Raw genomic sequence first — 18,370 nt, 5'->3', positions numbered from 1 at the left:
GTCACACCGAAAACGGCGTCTATAAAATTAGAATCCATGAATACTGCCCTGCCGGTTCATCCGGCGGGAGGCTCTCTGCCTTAAATCCTAACTAGATTACTATGATTCCCACCGGATTGTCAAGATGATCGACAGCCTTTTGGGGAATTTTACAACAAAAACGGCCGCCCGAAGGCGGCCGTTTTTAAAGAAGAAATATCTTACTTGGAGAGTTTTTTGCAGACAACGGTACCGGCAGCAGCCAGGGAAGCGATCGCAGCCATAACAGCGGCGTTGATCATGTCGCTTGCACCGGTGGTCGGGTTGCCTTTGCCATCATCGGTCTCATCCACATCGCTGGAGGTGTCATCATCATCGACATCGGCGTTCTCAATGACAGTGCCGTCTTTGATCAGCTTGTTGGTGACAAGGAAGGTGTCCAGCGTGTTGGTGCGGAAGTTGAGGGTTTCGTCATCCTCATTGTAGGTTGCGTTCAGTCTGTACAGTTTGCCGTCCGCATAGCGGTAGGTGTACATATTGTCGAACTCGTCAACAATGTCTTCCACATCCAGCGCAACTGTACCGGTTGCCGCGAAGGAGGGTTTGCCGGCAAATTTGTAGAATTTGAAATCCTGGTCAGGGAACTGAGCCATGATCTCTTTGACGCCCGCGTTGGAGGAAACCATGTTTTTGGTTTCTTCGTCGGTGACGTTAACAGTGAACTTCCAGGACGGGCCGGAAAGGGTCACGTTCTTGTAATCGTTGATCTCTGCGATCTTCTCGAACTGGTCTTCGGTGATAACCGGGTTGTTGTTGTCGATCTCAACTTCATCGCCCTTGTCCAGCCCCTTGATGTAGTCGCTGTTCGCTTCGGTGTAGCCGTAGGAGAATTTAACCTGCTGGGTGAAGAGGGACAGGTTGTCGGACTTCTTCACGAGCTTGATGTTGTACTTGAGCTCAATTTCTTCAATCGGAGTGCCGTCTTTGGGTTCCACATACAGGTAGTAGGTGCCTTTGTAATCGTCAATTTTGAAGGTCTCGGCACTCTTGGAAGATACTCTGGTGTAAGAGAATTTGTAGGTCTCCAGCAGCTTGTCGGTAATCGCAACCTTCTGGCCGCCAATGGTTACATAAGCGGGGAACTTGTACTCTGTGCCGGGCTCAAGAATCGTTTCACCCAGGATTGCGCCGTCTTCGTCAGCGTCAAACTGGAATGCGGTCGGATCACCCACAGGGGTTTCCGCTTCGGAAGAAGAAGCCTCAGAGGAAGATGCCTCGGAAGAGGATGCTTCAGAAGAAGAAACCTCGGAAGAGGAAGCCTCAGAGGAAGATGCCTCGGAAGAGGAAACTTCAGAAGAGGAAGCCTCAGAGGAAGACGCTTCGGAAGAAGAGACCTCAGAAGAGGAAGCTTCGGAAGAGGAGACGTCTTCAGCCAGAGCAGTCACGCCAAGGGAAAGCGCGGTGGTGGTCGCGAGCAACATTGCAATCGCTTTTTTCATGTTTTAAATCCTCCTGAAAAATAATCATTTCCGTCCTGTTTCGTCACACGAACAGCTTGGAATGAGCCAAGTATATGGGAGATACCCTGCTTTTTCAAGAGGTTTTTGTTACCAAATTGTAATAATTGTAGTCCTATATTCACATATAATCATTTTAATTTGATTAAAAAATTGTACAAAACATAAATTTTCAAGATATTGGAGTCCTCTTCTTCCATCCCTTTGTAATATTCCTGCCATTTCTGGGCATGCAAATATCCCTGTATTAAAACTTTCAGCCGGATAAGACAAAACGGACCACGAAACTGCCGCGACCCGTTTTGTCAGCACTTTTTATTTTTTGAAGGAACGTTCATCTTTGTTGAAATACATGAACAGCTGACACTTGATCATCCCATTATAAAGCTTGCGGCGGCGGTCTGCCTTGCGGCCGAACAGTTCCTCAAACTCCTCATGCGGGCTGATGATGTAATAGCTTGCATGCTCGGCAGGCACAAACACTTCTCCCATCGTGCGATAGAGCGTTTCCGCTTCGGATACTGCCAGCATACGCTCCCCGTATGGCGGGTTGGTGAGTACAATCCCTTTTTGTTCGGGCTCAATATGGAAATCCGCTAAATCCGCCCGGCGCACGCGGATACGGGACGCCACACCGGCTTTTGCCGCATTTTCCATTGTCAGCTGCACGGCATGCGGGTCAATGTCGGCGGCATAAGCCATGAACGGCGCGTCACGCCGTACCTGTTCATTTGCTTCTTTGCGGACATCGTTAAAAATGTAATTCTGAAAACAGGCCCAATTCTGTGCGGCAAAACGACGCCGGATGCCGGGGGCAATATTCAGCGCCTTCAGCGCGGCCTCAATGACCAGCGTTCCGGAACCGCACATCGGGTCATATACGGTTGAATCGCCGCGTACCCGCGCAAAGTCGACAATACCGGCCGCAATGGTCTCTTTAATCGGCGCTTCATTTGAATTTGCACGGTAGCCCCGCTTATGCAGCCCCGCGCCCGTTGTATCGAGCATCAAAGTCACGATATCCTTATGAATGGAATACTGCACCTGATACAAAGCCCCTGTTTCTGAAAACTGCTCCTTATGGTAGACCTTTTCAAACCTGCGGACAATCGCGCGTTTGATAATCCGCTGGCAATCGGACATACTGAACAGCTTTGAATTGATGGAAGAGCCTTTCACCGGGAACTGATCCTCTATGCCGATAAACTCTTCCCATGGCAGTTCAGCCGTCTGGTCAAACAACTCCGTAAATGTTTCCGCCTTAAAAGACCCAATGACAATCCCCACCCGCTCCGCGGTGCGCAGCCAGATATTCGCCTTAGCCACCATGGAAAGATCTCCCTCAAATGTAACACGCCCGTCGGTTACCGTTACATTTTCTCCCCCGAGCTTGCGAACTTCGAATGCGAGCACGCTTTCCAGCCCAAAAAGGCACGGACAGGCTAACGTTAGTTTTTTCATCCAGCAATCCTCTTTCTTTTAACGTCATACAATACAAGTTTTATTTCCTTTATAAGTGCCTAAAACAGCAGTTTCTGATAGATCGCGCCAATATTGTTCTGTACAAACGAGCGGATATAGGTTTCCACACGTTCCGGAGAATCCGGTTTGATCGAAAAGTGGAGGTCCGCATTGCGCCCTGTCAGCGCTGTCATATTATCCCCTGCCGCCTGCACCGGCATATCCCCTCCGGGAAACGATACGGATAAAATCCGCTCGATTCCCGCCATTTTCAGTGGAAAGAAAGGGCATCCGTAACGCATTGAAAAATCACACAGTTTCATTTTATCTACAATCGGCGGCTCCATCCCGCCAAAAGGGCTGACAGCGGACATCAGCGCATATTCCTCGTTTCCGGCAAGCGGGTGAACCTTCAGATTCCAGGCGTCGGCCTGCAATTCATCCGAATATAACACGGAGACCCCGCTCAGGATATCCACACTACTGATTGCAACAGAATATCCGTCTGGCCTTTTGATCAGTTCCGATTTGGCCAACTGTCTGCACCCAAGCGCGGGGTCCTGAAAAATGTTCTGCATCCACAGCTGTATTTCCTCATCGGAGCACCCCTTGGACCAAAGCAAAACGGGAACCGCAGTCAATGAGGTCGCGGACAGCATCGCAATTGGGATCGCACAGGAACGGAGCTCCTCTGCAAAGATATGTGACCAGGGCGCCCCCGCGCCGCTGCCGGAAAATGCAACTCCGATTTTCATGGCAGACCCCTCCCAGGCTCAATTTTACTGCCATATTATGCGAAATTTATGCATTTTGTTACGCAATCGGGTGATATTCAGCCATTACAGCGAGTGCGCAGCGAATTCCGTCAACTGCGGCGCTGATGATACCGCCGGCATATCCGGCGCCCTCCGCACAGGGATAGAGGCCCGAAACGGAAGGAGACTGCATATTCTCACCGCGCAGGATGCGCACAGGCGAGGACGTACGTGTTTCCACGCCGGTCAGCAGCGTATCCCGGGCCGCGTATCCATTCAGCTTCCTGTCAAAGGACAAAAGCCCCGCTTTTAGCATATCCGCCACAAAAGCGGGCAGAAGCGCGTTAAAATCACAGGGCTGTACGCCCAGATGATAGGTCGGCCGCACTTTTCCGACTGTAAGCCCCGGCTTGCCGTCCAGAAAGTGGCCGACATCCTGCGCGGGCGCCTGATAGGACCGTCCCCCGGCCTGCCACGCGAGGCGCTCCAGCCTGCGCTGAAACTGCATGCCGTCAAGCGGGGAGCTGCCAAAGTCCGAAGGCGTCACAGAAACGGCTACGTCAGCGTTGGCATTTACTCCGTCGCGCGCATAGCAGCTCATGCCGTTGGTAACCACCATCTCCTGCTCCGACGCAGACGGCACGACGAAGCCTCCCGGGCACATGCAGAAGGTATAGACGCCCCGTTCCCCTATGCGATGGGAGAGCTGATATTCTCCCACCGGCAATGCGGGATGTCCGGCAAGCTCCCCATACAGCCCCCGGTCAATATCCGACTGCAGATGTTCCACGCGGACCCCCACCGAAAACGGTTTTGCTTCCATGGTGAGCCCCCGGCGGAGCAGCATTTCAAAAGTGTCACGTGCGCTGTGTCCGGCTGCCAGAATCAGCACGCCGGCAGGGATGGTTTCGGAGGGGGTCACAGCCGCTGCCAGCTTTCCGTTTTTGATTTCCAGATCGGACAGCATCGTGTCAAACCTGACTTCTCCGCCCAGCGCGATAATTTCCTTCCGGATGTTTTTTACAACCTCACGAAGACGGTCGGTTCCGATATGGGGTTTTGCTTTATACAGAATTTCCCCGGGCGCTCCAAATCCGGCAAACTCCTTTAAAACCCATCCGCATTTGGAATCCCCGATGCGCGTCGTCAGCTTCCCATCCGAAAAGGTTCCGGCCCCGCCCTCGCCGAACTGCACATTACTCTGAGAATTCAGGGTTCCGGTTTTCCAAAACCGCTCCACGTCAGCAACCCGCCGGTCCATTTCACTTCCGCGCTCCAAAATCAGCGGGCGGTATCCCTGACGGGCCAGTAGAAGCCCCGCAAACATGCCGGCAGGTCCAAATCCCACGATAACCGGGCGGTGTTCGAGTCTCTTCGAGCCGGTAACAACTTCAAGCGGCTGCTCCACCTGAAGACAGACCTGGTTTCCCGAAAAACGGTTGACCGTCTCCGGCTCCCCGCCTTCGAGCGAAACGGAGACCGAATGAACAAAATGCACGTCCGTCCGTTTCCGGGCGTCCAACGATGTTTTTACAATATGTGCGGACTTGACTGCGTCCCCCGGCACCCCGAGCAGACGGATTGCTTTTCTCACCGCTTCCTGCCGGTCTTCCTGAATAGATGTCCTGATCGAATGAATTAGAATTGACATTTGATTTCCTCTGACATGATGGAGGAGTGTCCGGCTGGTGCCGGGCACTCCTCCTGTTGTTATTTTTCTTTGATGGTGACCACGGCGGTATATTCGCCCTCCGCCCAGACCAGCCCTTTGCCCGGTGCGGTAATTTTAACCGGTAGATTATACGGGCCGGGCGAAACTTCCCGTTCGGAGATATCTATCTCGGCCACAAGGTCATCGGCTGACAGGTTTTCCATCGCTTCTTCCAAACCAACCATATGGACACCGCTGATCTGCACGGTATCAACTGAAACTTCATAATTCACCGGAACGTTCACCGCTTTGATGTTTTTCACCACAAAGTTTGCTTCCGTCATACCGGCCGTATCCACTTCCACGCTGATGCCGTCCACGTTGTCCAGATTTTTAAAGCCGCTTGGCAGAGAAATATCAAAGACTTCCACATAGTTCAGCCCTATTTCGCTCAGGTTGATATGCCCGATTGACAAATCCTGATAGGCGTCAATCCCGCTCTCCGGCCCCGCAACATTAATATACCCCTGCGACAGCTTATAATCCAGATCCTGAATCGGGAAACCGGACGGCACATTGATAAAATCAACCTTGACAGGCAATTTTTTGCGCTTGAGCACCGGCACGGTAATGTCTGCGGTCTCGGGGCTCAGTGTAAAGAGATTTTTCTCAAGTTCATTTCCTTCACTGTCATAAAGCACAATATCGCTTTTTACCGTGGTATTTTTGGTTAAGGGGTCTGTAAAGGCTGCAGAGACCCCGCAGCTGTTTATCTTGCTGATTTCGCTCTCCGGGCCTGTGATTGTCACTTCTTTCGGCGTGGTGGCCGTCTCGAAGCCCACATAATCGTCCGGAATCAAAAGCCCTTCCACATCAGTGGTAATCGCAAAGTTTCTGGTTACCATCCGGTCTATTTTTACAGTAATCATGGAAGGCGTAATTTTCGCGACCTGAAACCTTTTATTTGTAGCGCCGACGCTGTTTAAGTCGGTACAGATCAATCTTACATTGTTATAGGTGCCGGGCTGCGTGATGCCGGTCAAATCCGCCACAACGCTCAGTTCCGAAGGCCGAACACCGCCGATAACCCCCTGATCACCTTCAATCAGGACATCCACCGCAATTTCCTGACCCTGCTCCTCCACTACACTCAGATTCATCGGGTCAATTTTGGAAGACTGCGCGGTGACATCCACGGTAACATCTTTGATGGTCCTGGTGGTGATGGAGTCGATCGTCCTTACAACCAACAGCCATGCCAAAACCGCAAGAAGAAGCGACATCAACTTTAATAAACTTTTATTGCTAAAAATTCTATCGTAATTTAATTTCATTGCTTTTTCCCCTTCCTGAAGTCAAACTTCTTGTCGGAAGGCTCCGATGCAAACTTTTCAGGGATCAATACACTGCTGAGCCGCTCCCGCAGTTCTGCCAGTGTGAGCCCTCTGTCCAGCCTGCCGTTCTGGCAGGCAGTAATATATCCCGTCTCCTCCGAAACGACGATGACAAGAGCGTCGCTCATTTCGCTCATGCCAAGCGCCGCACGATGGCGGGTACCGAGCTCCCTGCTGATCTCGGAATTGTCGGATAGTGGCAAAAAGCAGCCAGCCGCATGAAGCCGTCCGTTTCGAACAATCATGGCGCCGTCATGCAAAGGAGAATTGGGAAAAAAGATGTTGCCAATCAGTTCGGCGGAAGGGTCAGAATCAATGATTGTACCGGTCTTGATGATATCCCCGAGTTTTGTATTCTGCTCAATCACGATAAGCGCGCCGATTTTCTGGCGGGACAGGGCGGACGCTTCTTCCACCAGCGCATTGATAAACTTTGTCCAGCCGATTTTCGCGTCCTGCTCGCCCATTGACGACGAAAACACCTGAAGCTTTCCAATCCGGGAACGCCCAACCTGTTCCAGCGCCCGGCGCAGTTCCGGCTGAAACACCACCACAAGCGCTACGAACCCCAGCTGCATCAAATTTTCCATCAAAAACTTCATTGTGCGCAGTTCGGCAGCGCGCGCAATCACATAAAGCACCAGCAGCATTGCGATGCCTTTGACGAGCTGTGCGGCCCGCGTTTCACGCACAAGCTTGATGGCCTGATAAATTAAGTACGCGATGACCGTAATATCCACTGCATCACGCCAGGAAAATGCGTTAAACGCATTTACGATCCAATACCACAGTGCAGACATAAGCTTAATTCTCCTTCGCCGTTAGGAGACTGCGGCCGGAAAGCCCGGCCGCACAATCCTATTATCTATTCTATCACATTCAAGCATGAAATCAATCTTTTTTTACAGCCAGTCTGGATGAGCGTGCGATTTTGCAGATCGCATTTGCCAGATCGCACGCCTGTTCAACTGTGTTAAATGCTCCAACGCTGATTCTTGCAGTCCCGATCGAGTCGGTTCCGAACTTTTTATGCACGGTAGGCGCGCAATGCAGCCCGCCCCGCAGCGCAAACCCGGCCTTGTTCAGCCGCGCAGTTGTTTCTTCCGAAGTGAGCCCTTCAATGTTAAAGCTGACGACCGGAAGGTTGACGCCATACTCGGGCGGCGGCGTATAAAGTATGACTCCTTTTTCCTTGCTGATATTATCATAGACACAGCGCGCTACTTTGCATTCACAGCGTGCAATATTTGCCAGGCCGCACCGATTTACAAAGTCAAGCCCCGCGCCGAGCCCGATGATCCCAACCGTGTTGAGCGTACCCGATTCAAGCCGGTCGGGCAGAAAATCCGGCTGGGCCAAATCAAACGAGAGGCTGCCTGTGCCGCCTTCAACCAGCGGAGAAAGACAGTTCCCATAGGGGGTAATCAAAAGGCCGGTCCCGGCCGGGCCATACAGCCCCTTATGGCCGGCCGTACACAGGAAATCAATTCCCATATCGGTTACATGAATGGGCTCTGTACCCGCTGTCTGGGCCGCGTCAAGCACAAAATACAGTCCGTACTGACGGGCAAGCAGGGCAAGTTTTTGAACCGGCAGTTTGATGCCGAACACGTTGGACGCGTGCGTTGTAATAATAACGCGGGTATTGTCCCGTATCAGACAGCGGAACGCGTCCACCGTCTCCTCGTCGTCGTAAGAAGTAACCGCGCAACTGTAAGTGATGATCCCTCTGGCTTCCAGAGTGTGAAGCGGCCGCATGACTGAATTGTGCTCCATATCGGAGGTAATCACATGGTCCCCCGGGCGCAGAAGCCCTTTGATAACCGTGTTCAGCGCATACGTGCAGTTTTGCATAAAAACAACCTGTTCCTCGTTGCGGGCCCCAAAAAACTCCGCCGCCTTTACGCGTACATCATATACCTTTTTTCCTGTTTCCGCCGCAAGGTCATGTCCGCTGCGTCCCGGATTGGCCCCGTAGCGCACGATCGCGGAATCCACCGCGTTTTTTACCAGCAGCGGTTTGGGGAAGCTGGTGGCAGCATTGTCAAAATAAACCATCTGCCGGGGTCACCTCCATATCTCCACGACTTCTACACCCTCCGAATTTAGAATGTTGACAGCAGTGGTAAGATCTCCTACTATTTTAATTCCATAACCGCAGCCTTTTTGGCTCGATGGCGCTGAAGTGCGTTGTATCTCGGCAGGAATGCCCTTGCTTTCCAGGATTCGCTGCCCTCTCATCGCGCTGGTGGAAGAACGTACCGCCAGAACGTAATCCGTGCTGCTCGCCATAGGAAAAGTCCCCCTCACATAACAAAATACAGCGGTACAACAGAGTGCCGCTGTATCATCTTATGCCGGGGGAAAATCATCTGCCACGAACTACCGGCGGGAAAGCAGGCAGACAGCGTGGGCGCAGATTCCCTCTCCGCTGCCCGTGAAGCCCATATGCTCCTCCGTTGTGGCTTTTATATTGATATCTTCAAGCCTGCATGCGCAGGCCTGCGCCAAAATTCCGCGCATCTGTTCAATGTATGGCTTCAATTTGGGCGCCTGTGCAACCACGGTTGCGTCCAGATTGCCAATTTCCCATCCCATATCTTCCATAAGCATCCGGACCTTTGCCAGCAGCTTAATGCTGCAGATGCCTTTGTAGGCAGGGTCGCTGTCCGGAAACAGGGTCCCGATATCGCCCATGGCCAGCGCCCCGAGGATCGCATCCATCACGGCATGCGTCAGCACATCGGCGTCCGAATGTCCCAGAAGGCCGCGCTCATAGGGAATTTCCACGCCGCCGAGAATCAGCGCCCTGTCCGGTGTCAGACGGTGCGCATCATAGCCATGCCCGATTCTGAAATCCATTCCGTTCCTCCAGTTCCATCGCGATTGCCTGCGCAAAAATCAAATCGGCGGGCGTTGTTATTTTCAGGTTTGAGCTGTCGCCCCGCGACAGGTACACAGGCTTGCCGATTGCCTCCAGCATCTGGCAATCATCGGTATAGTCCTTTCCGACCTTTTGCGCCTCCTCAGACGCCTCCCGGTAACTGCCGATTTCAAATACCTGCGGCGTCTGCACCGCGAAGAGACGATTTCTGTCCGGCGTGCTGATGATTTTGCCGTCGGCATCCGCCAGTTTGATCGTGTCCACCACAGGCACAGCCGCGGCGGCGGCGGCGTAACGCACACCGTCCAGTACCGTGTCCGCAATCACCTGCTGGGTGACAAACGGGCGCGCCCCGTCATGCACAGCGATATACTGCGTTTCCTCGCTGACAGCCGCCACCCCGTTCCTGACCGACTGCTGCCGGGTCTCTCCGCCAACTACCACCGAGCGCACTTTCGGGACTGCATAAGCCCTGATTAAAGCGTATAGGTCAGGAATATCCCTCTGCCTGACCACAACGACCAGTTCATCAACCCAATCGCTGTCGGAAAGCGCCAACATCGAGCGGACAAGAACAGGCACCCCGTCAATCTCTTCAAATTGCTTGTCCAGCCCGTTCATCCGCGCAGCCGAACCGGCCGCCGCAATAATGGCAGCTATATAGGGCTTTTTGATCTGCATTCGTTTTCCAGCCATATCGATTCCTCCCTACTGATTATCCTACACCCCCGCCGGGAAAAAAGAGCGCATTTTTTGCAGGCTCTATTTTTTCTCCGGCAAAATCCAAAATGTCATCCTGTCCGGCGCATAGGAAATTCCCATTTTGTGCCGGGAAAAATAGGCTTCCAATTCCTGATAAAACAGCCGTCCCGAATTCTCGAATGCATGGGGGTCCAAAGCTTCCGCCCACATGGACTGCCTGCCGCAGGCATCCCGCAGATGTACCTGAAACATCAGCCCCTTGTCGCGAAGCAGCTGATTCAGTTCCAAAATCATATTGATGGAGATCACTTGTATCATGGAATGTATCACATCTTCCCAGCCGAAAGCGGCCTCATTTGTGCTGTTTTCATTATAGCAACAATAACGAAAAAGAGCAATTCTGTTTCCAGAATTGCTCAGAATCTTCTGCCGGGACAGTCATCAGGAATTATGGTCGCTTTCATGGAACGTTTTCAGATTTCCGATTTTCTGCCTGCGGGTTTCGAGAATGCTTTCGATCTGTTCCAGCGGGATGTCCTGCTGCGCCATCATCACCAGCAGGTGGTAAAGCAGATCACAGATTTCTTCCGCGGTATCCTCATTTTTTCTGTTTTTGGCGGCAATAATGACTTCACTGCATTCCTCTCCGCATTTTTTCAGGATTTTATCCAGCCCTTTTTCAAACAGATAGCAGGTGTAGGAACCTTCCTGTGGGTGGTCGCGGCGCTCAAGCACCACTTCATAAAGCCCTTTCAGCACATCATTCATCGGTATCCCTCCAAATTTCTTTAAAAAAACAGCTGTGCGCACCCGTATGGCAGGCGTTTCCGGTTTGTATCACAGTCACCAGCAGCGTATCGTCATCGCAGTCGGCACGCAAATCCACCACCTTTTGCAGGTGCCCGGAAGTCGCGCCTTTGTTCCAAAGCTCCTGACGGGAACGGCTGTAAAACCAAGTATACCCCGTTTCGAAGGTTTTTTGCAGGCTCTCCCGGTTCATATAGGCGAGCATCAGCACCTCGCCGCTGCCCGCCTCCTGCACAATCGCGGGAATGAGTTCGGATTTTTGAAAATAACGGTCCAGATCTTTCATAGCTTACCTCCTGACCGGAATGCGGCGGGACGTCAGGTGATCCTTGACCTGTTCCACCGTCAGTTCCCGGAAATGAAACAGGGAAGCGGCAAGCGCCGCGTCGGCCCCGGTCTTTTCAAAGACTTCGGAAAAGTGCTCCAGCGAACCACAGCCGCCGGACGCAATCACAGGAATATGGACCGCCTCTGTGACAGCGTTGGTCAGTTCCAGGTCAAAGCCGTTCCGGCAGCCGTCGGTATCCATGGAAGTCAGCAGAATTTCCCCCGCGCCAAGCTGTTCGCAGGTCTTGGCCCATTCGATTGCGTCCAGCTTCATATCAATGCGCCCGCCGTTCACGACCACGGTAAAGCCGCCGTCAGGGCGGCGCTTCGCGTCGATGGCAACCACCACGCACTGGCTGCCGAACCGTTCCGCGGCGTCGTGAATCAGCTGGGGATTGCGTACCGCGGCGGAATTTACAGAAATTTTATCCGCTCCGGCACGCAGGATTTCCCGGAAATCGTCTACGGTGCGGATGCCGCCCCCCACAGTCAGCGGCACAAATACCCTGCGGGCGGTATTGCGCACCACGTCGATCATGGTGCTGCGCCCCTCATGGGTCGCAGTGATGTCTAAAAAGGTGATCTCATCCGCACCCTGACGGTCGTATTCCACGGCGCATTCCACCGGGTCCCCCACCTCGCGGATACCGACAAAGTTCACGCCTTTGACCACTTTCCCGTTCTGCACGTCCAGGCAGGGAATAATCCTTTTTGCTAGCATGTCTGTTCACCCGCCATTTCTATCGCATCCGGCAGTGAAAGACTGCCGCAGTAAATGGATTTCCCGCAGATGACGCCATAGAGCCCCAGCTTCTTGCAGGCGGCGATGTCATGCAGATCGCGCACGCCGCCGCTGGCGATGATGTCGCAGGAGACCGCTTCATTGATCAAAGCAAGCTGCTCCATATTGACGCCCTGCAGCGTGCCGTCTTTTGAAATATCGGTAAAAATGATGGTTTTAACCCCGGCCTGCTCCATTTTCTTCGCAAGCTCCAGATAGGAAACGCTGCTGGTGTCCAGCCAGCCTTCCGTCGCGACCATCCCGTTTTTGGCGTCAATCCCGACCGCGATGCGGTCCCCATATCTTTCTGCCGCTTCCCGCACCAGCGCGGGATTTTTCACCGCCACGGAACCGAGAATCACGCGGGAAACGCCGTTTTCCAGATAATAAGAGACCGTCTCCATCGTGCGGATGCCCCCGCCCAGTTCGACTTTCAGGCCGGAAGCGGCCGCGATCTTCAAAAATACCGGCGCGTTGACGACACCGCCGTTTTTCGCGCCGTCGAGATCGACCATATGAATCCACGACGCTCCCGCCGCGCGAAAGCCCGCAGCCGTGTCCTCCGGATTCTCCGCGACCTTATGTGCAGTGGAGAAATCCCCCTTAAGCAGGCGCACACAGTTGCCGCCCTGTATATCAATTGCCGGCAAAACAATCATTTCCGTTCACCTGCCAGTCCCGCGAAATTTCGAAGCATCGCCAGACCCACCGATCCGCTTTTTTCCGGATGGAACTGCGCCCCGTAAATAAGCCCGCGGTGTACCAGTGCGGGGATGCGCTCGTGGTAGTTCGTGTAGCAGGAAATAGTTTCATCGGGTGTTTCGGCGCGATAGGAATGAACGAAATAGACATAATCCCCGTTTTGGGTTTCAACAGTCAGCGCACAGGGGTTGAGCACCGTCAGATCATTCCAGCCCATATGCGGAATTTTCAGCCCGCCCGCGTCAATCAGCCGGACGCTGCCCTCAATCAGCCCGAGACCTTCCGTCTCTTCAAACTCAACGCCTTTTTCAAACAACAGCTGCATGCCGAGACAGATGCCCAGCAGCGGCTTTTTCGCCGCCTGTTCCCGGATAACGGGCACCAGACCGGATTCCCGCAGCATTCTCATCGCATCGGGAAACGCGCCTACCCCCGGCAAAATCAGCTCATCGGCCGCTTCCAGAACAGCCGGATCGGCAGAAATGGTGTGTTCGATCTTCAGATACTCCAAGGCATTCCTGACGCTGAACAGGTTGCCCGCGCCATAGTCGATGATTGCGATCATCCGTTACAGCACCCCCTTGGAAGAAAGAATCCCGCCGGTGTTCGGCAAGATTGCCGCTTTCAGCGCGTGTGCCGCCGCCTTAAAGACCGCCTCGGCCTTGTGGTGGTCATTTTCACCGTACAGGAGGCGGATATGCAGGGTCATCCCCGCATTCATAGCGAACGCCCGGAAAAACTCCCCGGCCATGCAGCAGTCGAAACTGCCGATGGACGGATTTGTAAACGCACAGTCGAACACAAGGAACGGGCGTCCGCTGATGTCAAGAGAACAGAACGCGAGCGATTCGTCCATGGGAATGAAAAAGCTGCCGTAGCGCGCGATCGCGCTTTTGTCTGTCAGAAGCTGCGCAAATGCCTGTCCCAGCACAATGCCCACATCCTCCACCGAATGATGGCAGTCTACCTCCAGGTCCCCGGTCATCTGCAAAGTAAGATCGATCCCGCTGTGAACAGCGAAAGCGGTCAGCATGTGGTCAAAAAAACCGATACCGGAGGAACCGGAAAAACAGCCCGTTCCATCCAGATTGACAGAAAGCGTGATATCCGTTTCCTTTGTAGCGCGGCGTATGGTACATTCCCTCACGTTCGTTCCCTCCTACTTTAAAATATCACACAGAACGGCCAAAATTGCCTTGTTTTCCGCTTCGCTGCCGGCGGATATCCGCAGATAACGCCCCAAACAGCGCACGGCGATTCCTCTGCCGAGCATTGCCCGGAACACTTGTTCAGGCTCGGTCAGCCTGAGGAATACAAAGTTTGCGCGGGTATTGGCGACCTCCAGAATTTCCTGTTTTTCCTGCCTCAGCCCGCAAATCATCTGATAAAGCGTGTCCCGGGAATCTTTGATCTGCCGAATACAATCCTGGAGATAGTCTTTCTGTTCCAGCAGAAGGCAGCCGACCGCCTGCGTCATGGAATTGACGTTATAGGGCGACTTCACCGCACGGATTGCATTGATTATGGTCTGGTTCGCCACGGCGAACCCCAGCCGGATTGCCGCCATGCCAAAGGCCTTGGAACAGGTCTTGAGCACGATGAGATTGTCGCGGCTGTCGGCAATATCCAGAATAGAGCCTTCCGCAAAATCCATATAGGCCTCGTCAATCACCACGAGGCAGTCGAGGCTGTCCACAATGTTCAGGATTTCCTCCCGCGAAGCCGCAAGCGACGTAGGGTTGCAGGGGTTGGAGAGAATCAGCAGGGAAACCTGCTTTTCTTTTGCAAACGCAATCAGCGCATCCGCGTCAAGCGCCAGTCCGGAATCTTCCTTGGAAAAAGTCTCGACCCGCACGCCGTTCATCTGCGCATAGAACGCATACATGGAAAAGTCGGGGCTGACCACAGCCATAGATTCCCCGGCGGAGGTAAACGATGAAATAATCAGCCCGATTAATTCGTCCGACCCGTTTCCGGCGACGATATGCTTTTCCTCAAGCCCAAAAAAATCGGCGAACCGCCTGCAGAGTTCCGTACAGTTCGGGTCCGGATAGCGGTTAAAATCAAGGGAGGAGACGACCTTGGCAATCTGCACACGCAGACCTGTGGGCGGAGCCAAAAAGCTCTCGTTTGCATCCGCCCGAACCGGATAACTGCCTGTGAGCGGCTCATAAGGCACCAGAGCCTGCAGCTTTTGGGGAAGCTGGTACATGGGAAACACTCCTTTTCAAAGCACTTTACAAAGGAAACCGCACCTGAATCGAATTCGCATGTGCCGTCAGCTGTTCCTTTCCGGCAATCAGAAGGATATCGTCTTTTGCTTCACACAGAGCGTCTTCCGTATAATAAATGTAGCTGGATTTTTTAATGAAACTGTCCACGCCCAGAGGAGAGAAAAAGCGGGCAGTCCCGGAGGTCGGGAGGACATGGTTGGGGCCGGCATAATAGTCCCCCAGCGGTTCGGGCGCATATTGACCGAGGAAAACACTGCCCGCATTATCCAGTTTTCCCAGATAGTCAAACGGGTTGGCGGTCATCACCTCAAGATGCTCGGGCGCCAGCTCATTGGCAAGATCAATCATTTCCTGCTGATTTTGGCAGATCATGATCACCCCGTAGTCTGTGAGCGCTTTTTGGATAATCTCCGCGCGGGGCAGCGCGGCAACCTGCCGTTCCAGCTCCGCGGCTGTCGCATCGGCGACCGTTTCACTGGTCGTCAGCAGGATGGAGGAGGCCAGAACATCGTGCTCCGCCTGGCTCATCAAATCCGCCGCCAGATAAACGGGGTTCGCGGATTCATCGGCAATAATCAGAATTTCGCTCGGCCCCGCAATCATGTCGATGTCGACAACGCCGTACAGCAATTTTTTCGCGGTCGCCACAAAAATGTTACCGGGGCCCACGATTTTATCCACCTTCGGGACGGTTTCGGTTCCGAAAGCAAGCGCGGCGACCGCCTGTGCGCCTCCCATCAGGAACACGCGGTCAACGCCCGCTACCGCGGCAGCGACCAAAATGTCGGGATTCGCGGTGCCGTCCTTACGCGGCGGGGTCACCATAATTAATTCGCGCACACCCGCAATTTTTGCCGGCACACAGTTCATCAGCACGGTAGAGGGATAGGCCGCAGTGCCGCCGGGCACATAAAGCCCCACCCGGTCAAGCCCCCGGATTCGCTGCCCCATAATAACGCCGTTTGGCTTTGCATCAATAAAGCCCTGCTGTTTCTGCCTCTGGTGAAACACGGAAATGTTCTCCATCGCGTTGAGCAGCGCGTCGACAAACGCGGAGTCCGCCTCTGTCAGCGCGTCGTTGATGAGCTCCCTGTCCACCTCAAAAACTTCAGGGCAATGCCCGTCAAACCGATTGGTATACGCCCGCACGGCGGCATCCCCCTGCTCGCGCACATCGCTGATGATGCCCGAAACGGTCTTTGTAACTTCCTCATTCACTTTGCCACTGCGGCTTCGGAGTGTGGAAAGCAGTTCCTTTTCCGCGTTTCCGTCCGTCCTGACAACATTGATCATTCCGCTTCCCCTTCCAAATACCGCTCGATCCGGTTGATGAACGGCTCAATCTCATTTTTTCGCAGTTTCAGGCTGGCGATATTCACGATCATCCGCGCGCTGATGTCGCACACGTATTCCGCGATGACCAGCCCGTTCTCCTTTAACGTCGTTCCGGTCTCCACGATGTCCACGATTGCGTCGGAAAGGCCGAGAATGGGCGCCAGTTCGACGGACCCTTCAATCTTTACAATGTTGACGTCCATGTTTTTACGCTCAAAAAACGTACGGGTCACATTCACATACTTGGACGCAATGCAGCGGGTGTGATAGCCTTCATAAAAATCAACGCCCTTTGGAACAGCCAGCGCAAACCGGCATTTTCCAAACCCGAGGTCGGCGACCTCATAAAAGGTGCCGCCTTTCTCCATGATGGTATCTTTGCCCACGACTCCGATATCGCATACGCCGTTTTCCACATAAGTGACAACATCGGCCGCTTTGGCCAGCACAATTTCAATATTGGCATTCGCCAGCGGAAGAATCAGTTTTCTGCCCTTTTCCCGCACCGCTGTGCAGTCATAGCCCAGCTGTTCAAACAGCTCGATACTTTTTTCTTCCAGCCTGCCCTTTGTGAGGGCAATCCGAATCGGTTTCATCTGACAGCCCTCCCCTTACAGCGTATCCACATCAATGAGTTCAATCTCGTCATCCACGACATGCAGCTGTGCAATTCCGCGGCGGCGAGCATAGTCGGCGGCGGCTTCAAAATCGTCCAATACGCAGTTTTCCACTGTCAGACCATTCTGCGCCAGGGATTTGATATAGTTGATCGCCTGCGGCAGATGGTTTTCGTCCGCAAACACCAGAATATCCGGCACCTTCTGTGCGGGATGCCCGACAGCCCCGGTTACCAGGTCAACCGTTACCGCAAACCCTGTGGCGGAAAGGCTGACGCCGAAATCATGAATCAGGTTGTCATAGCGCCCGCCGGATAAGACCGGCTCCCCAATCCCGTCCAGATAGCCCCGGAAGATGATCCCCGTGTAATATTCCGCCTGATTGACCAGCCCGAGATCAATGAGCACACGGTCTTCCAGCTCGAGCTGACAAAGGTCTTCATAGATCGATTTCAGGTAATCCAGGCTTTCCTTCGCGCCGTTTTCATCAAACAGGGAGTAGGCTTTCTCAAAGACCTCTTCCCCGCCAAACAGCCTGGGCAGATATTTGAGCGCCGCCGCCGCTTTGCTGGAGCCAAACTGCTCGAGCAGGTCGTTGAGCGCCGCGTAATTTTTCTGTTCCACGCTCTGACGGATTTCCTCTTTTGTCGCGTCATCGGTATCAAGGCTGTCAATCAGCGCCCTAAAGTAGCCGATGTGGCAAATTTCAAGGCGGAAGCTCTCCCCGTTCAGGTCCGAAAGCCCGGAAGCCGCAAGCTCCACGATTTCCAGATCACTGCGCAGCGAATTGCTGCCGATCAGTTCCACGCCTGTCTGGAAGATTTCATCCCGCTTGCCGCGCTCGTCATGTCCCATTCGGTAAACATTCTGGCTGTAATACAGCCGCAGCGGCATCGGCATGGCTGTCAGGCGGGTCGCCGCCAGTCTTGCGATGGGAATCGTGCAGTCGGGCCGCATCACCATCAGCCGGCCGCGGTTATCAGTCAGTTTATACATATTTTCCTGCGGGAAATAAGTACCGGATGACCCGAACACATCGTAAAATTCGATTGCCGGGGTCATGACCTGCCGGTAGCCGCGGGAGCGGAACATCGCCGTCAGGCGGAATACCGCTTCATCCCGCGCCTCGCATTCCTCAAAAAGAAGGTCGCGCGTGCCGTCGGGAGTACTCTTATTGTAGCGTTTCATAGAAACCTCCAGCTGTCGTGCATTGCTTTAGCTTGC

21 protein-coding genes are annotated in these 18,370 nt (G+C 53.6%); all 21 read right to left on the bottom strand.

Annotation, left to right across the window (positions count from 1 at the left end; all coding sequences use genetic code 11):
• Positions 1 to 200: 200 nt before the first annotated feature.
• Positions 201 to 1,478, bottom strand: a complete 1,278-nt coding sequence (locus C1A10_RS07180) for a hypothetical protein (RefSeq protein WP_101909601.1) — start codon at positions 1,476 to 1,478, stop codon at positions 201 to 203.
• Positions 1,479 to 1,811: 333 nt separating this feature from the next.
• On the bottom strand, positions 1,812 to 2,957 hold the full coding sequence (locus C1A10_RS07175; protein WP_101909600.1) for a THUMP domain-containing class I SAM-dependent RNA methyltransferase: 1,146 nt from the start codon (positions 2,955 to 2,957) through the stop codon (positions 1,812 to 1,814).
• A 59-nt stretch (positions 2,958 to 3,016) separates the two neighbouring features.
• On the bottom strand, positions 3,017 to 3,712 hold the full coding sequence (locus tag C1A10_RS07170; RefSeq protein ID WP_101909599.1) for a hypothetical protein: 696 nt from the start codon (positions 3,710 to 3,712) through the stop codon (positions 3,017 to 3,019).
• Positions 3,713 to 3,770: 58 nt separating this feature from the next.
• Complete coding sequence (locus tag C1A10_RS07165; RefSeq protein WP_101909598.1) at positions 3,771 to 5,363, bottom strand: NAD(P)/FAD-dependent oxidoreductase; 1,593 nt, start codon at positions 5,361 to 5,363, stop codon at positions 3,771 to 3,773.
• Between the two features lie 59 nt (positions 5,364 to 5,422).
• On the bottom strand, positions 5,423 to 6,697 hold the full coding sequence (locus C1A10_RS07160; protein WP_101909597.1) for a CdaR family protein: 1,275 nt from the start codon (positions 6,695 to 6,697) through the stop codon (positions 5,423 to 5,425).
• Positions 6,694 to 7,557: a diadenylate cyclase CdaA gene (cdaA, locus tag C1A10_RS07155; RefSeq protein WP_101909596.1), complete on the bottom strand. Its 864-nt coding sequence runs from the start codon at positions 7,555 to 7,557 to the stop codon at positions 6,694 to 6,696. Before cdaA ends, C1A10_RS07160 begins: the two co-directional genes overlap by 4 nt.
• A 91-nt stretch (positions 7,558 to 7,648) precedes the next feature.
• Positions 7,649 to 8,815 carry an aminotransferase class V-fold PLP-dependent enzyme gene (locus C1A10_RS07150; protein WP_101909595.1) on the bottom strand — a complete coding sequence of 389 codons (1,167 nt, stop codon included), beginning with the start codon at positions 8,813 to 8,815 and terminating at the stop codon, positions 7,649 to 7,651.
• Between the two features lie 9 nt (positions 8,816 to 8,824).
• A complete protein-coding gene (locus C1A10_RS07145) occupies positions 8,825 to 9,049 on the bottom strand; it encodes a putative Se/S carrier protein (protein WP_101909594.1) in 225 nt (74 codons plus the stop codon).
• Positions 9,050 to 9,139: 90 nt separating this feature from the next.
• Positions 9,140 to 9,619, bottom strand: coding sequence for a 2-C-methyl-D-erythritol 2,4-cyclodiphosphate synthase (gene ispF, locus C1A10_RS07140; RefSeq protein WP_101909593.1), 480 nt, complete (start codon positions 9,617 to 9,619; stop codon positions 9,140 to 9,142).
• Positions 9,591 to 10,337, bottom strand: coding sequence for a 2-C-methyl-D-erythritol 4-phosphate cytidylyltransferase (ispD, locus tag C1A10_RS07135; RefSeq protein WP_242968856.1), 747 nt, complete (start codon positions 10,335 to 10,337; stop codon positions 9,591 to 9,593). Before ispD ends, ispF begins: the two co-directional genes overlap by 29 nt.
• Positions 10,338 to 10,403: 66 nt before the next feature.
• A complete protein-coding gene (locus C1A10_RS07130) occupies positions 10,404 to 10,661 on the bottom strand; it encodes an RDAC family protein (protein ID WP_101909592.1) in 258 nt (85 codons plus the stop codon).
• Positions 10,662 to 10,784: 123 nt separating this feature from the next.
• Entirely contained in the window at positions 10,785 to 11,111 is a 327-nt protein-coding gene (gene hisE, locus C1A10_RS07125) for a phosphoribosyl-ATP diphosphatase (protein WP_101909591.1), read from the bottom strand.
• Positions 11,104 to 11,436 carry a phosphoribosyl-AMP cyclohydrolase gene (gene hisI, locus C1A10_RS07120; protein ID WP_101909590.1) on the bottom strand — a complete coding sequence of 111 codons (333 nt, stop codon included), beginning with the start codon at positions 11,434 to 11,436 and terminating at the stop codon, positions 11,104 to 11,106. The genes hisE and hisI overlap by 8 nt, the downstream gene beginning before the upstream one ends.
• Positions 11,437 to 11,439: 3 nt before the next feature.
• Entirely contained in the window at positions 11,440 to 12,198 is a 759-nt protein-coding gene (hisF, locus tag C1A10_RS07115) for an imidazole glycerol phosphate synthase subunit HisF (RefSeq protein ID WP_101909589.1), read from the bottom strand.
• A complete protein-coding gene (gene hisA, locus C1A10_RS07110) occupies positions 12,192 to 12,917 on the bottom strand; it encodes a 1-(5-phosphoribosyl)-5-[(5-phosphoribosylamino)methylideneamino]imidazole-4-carboxamide isomerase (RefSeq protein WP_101909588.1) in 726 nt (241 codons plus the stop codon). Before hisA ends, hisF begins: the two co-directional genes overlap by 7 nt.
• Positions 12,914 to 13,525 (bottom strand): imidazole glycerol phosphate synthase subunit HisH, encoded by a 612-nt coding sequence (gene hisH, locus C1A10_RS07105; protein ID WP_101909587.1) that lies wholly within the window; start codon positions 13,523 to 13,525, stop codon positions 12,914 to 12,916. Before hisH ends, hisA begins: the two co-directional genes overlap by 4 nt.
• Positions 13,526 to 13,528: 3 nt before the next feature.
• Complete coding sequence (gene hisB, locus C1A10_RS07100; RefSeq protein ID WP_101909586.1) at positions 13,529 to 14,107, bottom strand: imidazoleglycerol-phosphate dehydratase HisB; 579 nt, start codon at positions 14,105 to 14,107, stop codon at positions 13,529 to 13,531.
• Between the two features lie 12 nt (positions 14,108 to 14,119).
• The gene (locus C1A10_RS07095) at positions 14,120 to 15,172 is read right to left on the bottom strand and encodes a pyridoxal phosphate-dependent aminotransferase (protein ID WP_101909585.1); all 1,053 of its coding nucleotides are present in this window, start codon (positions 15,170 to 15,172) and stop codon (positions 14,120 to 14,122) included.
• 25 nt (positions 15,173 to 15,197) lie between these two features.
• Positions 15,198 to 16,487 (bottom strand): histidinol dehydrogenase, encoded by a 1,290-nt coding sequence (gene hisD, locus C1A10_RS07090; RefSeq protein WP_101909584.1) that lies wholly within the window; start codon positions 16,485 to 16,487, stop codon positions 15,198 to 15,200.
• Positions 16,484 to 17,125 (bottom strand): ATP phosphoribosyltransferase, encoded by a 642-nt coding sequence (gene hisG / locus C1A10_RS07085; RefSeq protein WP_101909583.1) that lies wholly within the window; start codon positions 17,123 to 17,125, stop codon positions 16,484 to 16,486. The genes hisD and hisG overlap by 4 nt, the downstream gene beginning before the upstream one ends.
• Before the next feature lie 15 nt (positions 17,126 to 17,140).
• A complete protein-coding gene (gene hisZ, locus C1A10_RS07080; RefSeq protein WP_101909582.1) occupies positions 17,141 to 18,334 on the bottom strand; it encodes an ATP phosphoribosyltransferase regulatory subunit in 1,194 nt (397 codons plus the stop codon).
• Between the last annotated feature and the right edge of the window lie 36 nt (positions 18,335 to 18,370).

This window comes from Marasmitruncus massiliensis, from assembly GCF_900186535.1.
GTDB lineage: Bacteria > Bacillota > Clostridia > Oscillospirales > Ruminococcaceae > Anaerotruncus > Anaerotruncus massiliensis_A.
The sequence above is the reverse complement of the archived record's forward strand: the minus strand, read 5'-3'. Positions and strand labels throughout refer to the sequence as shown.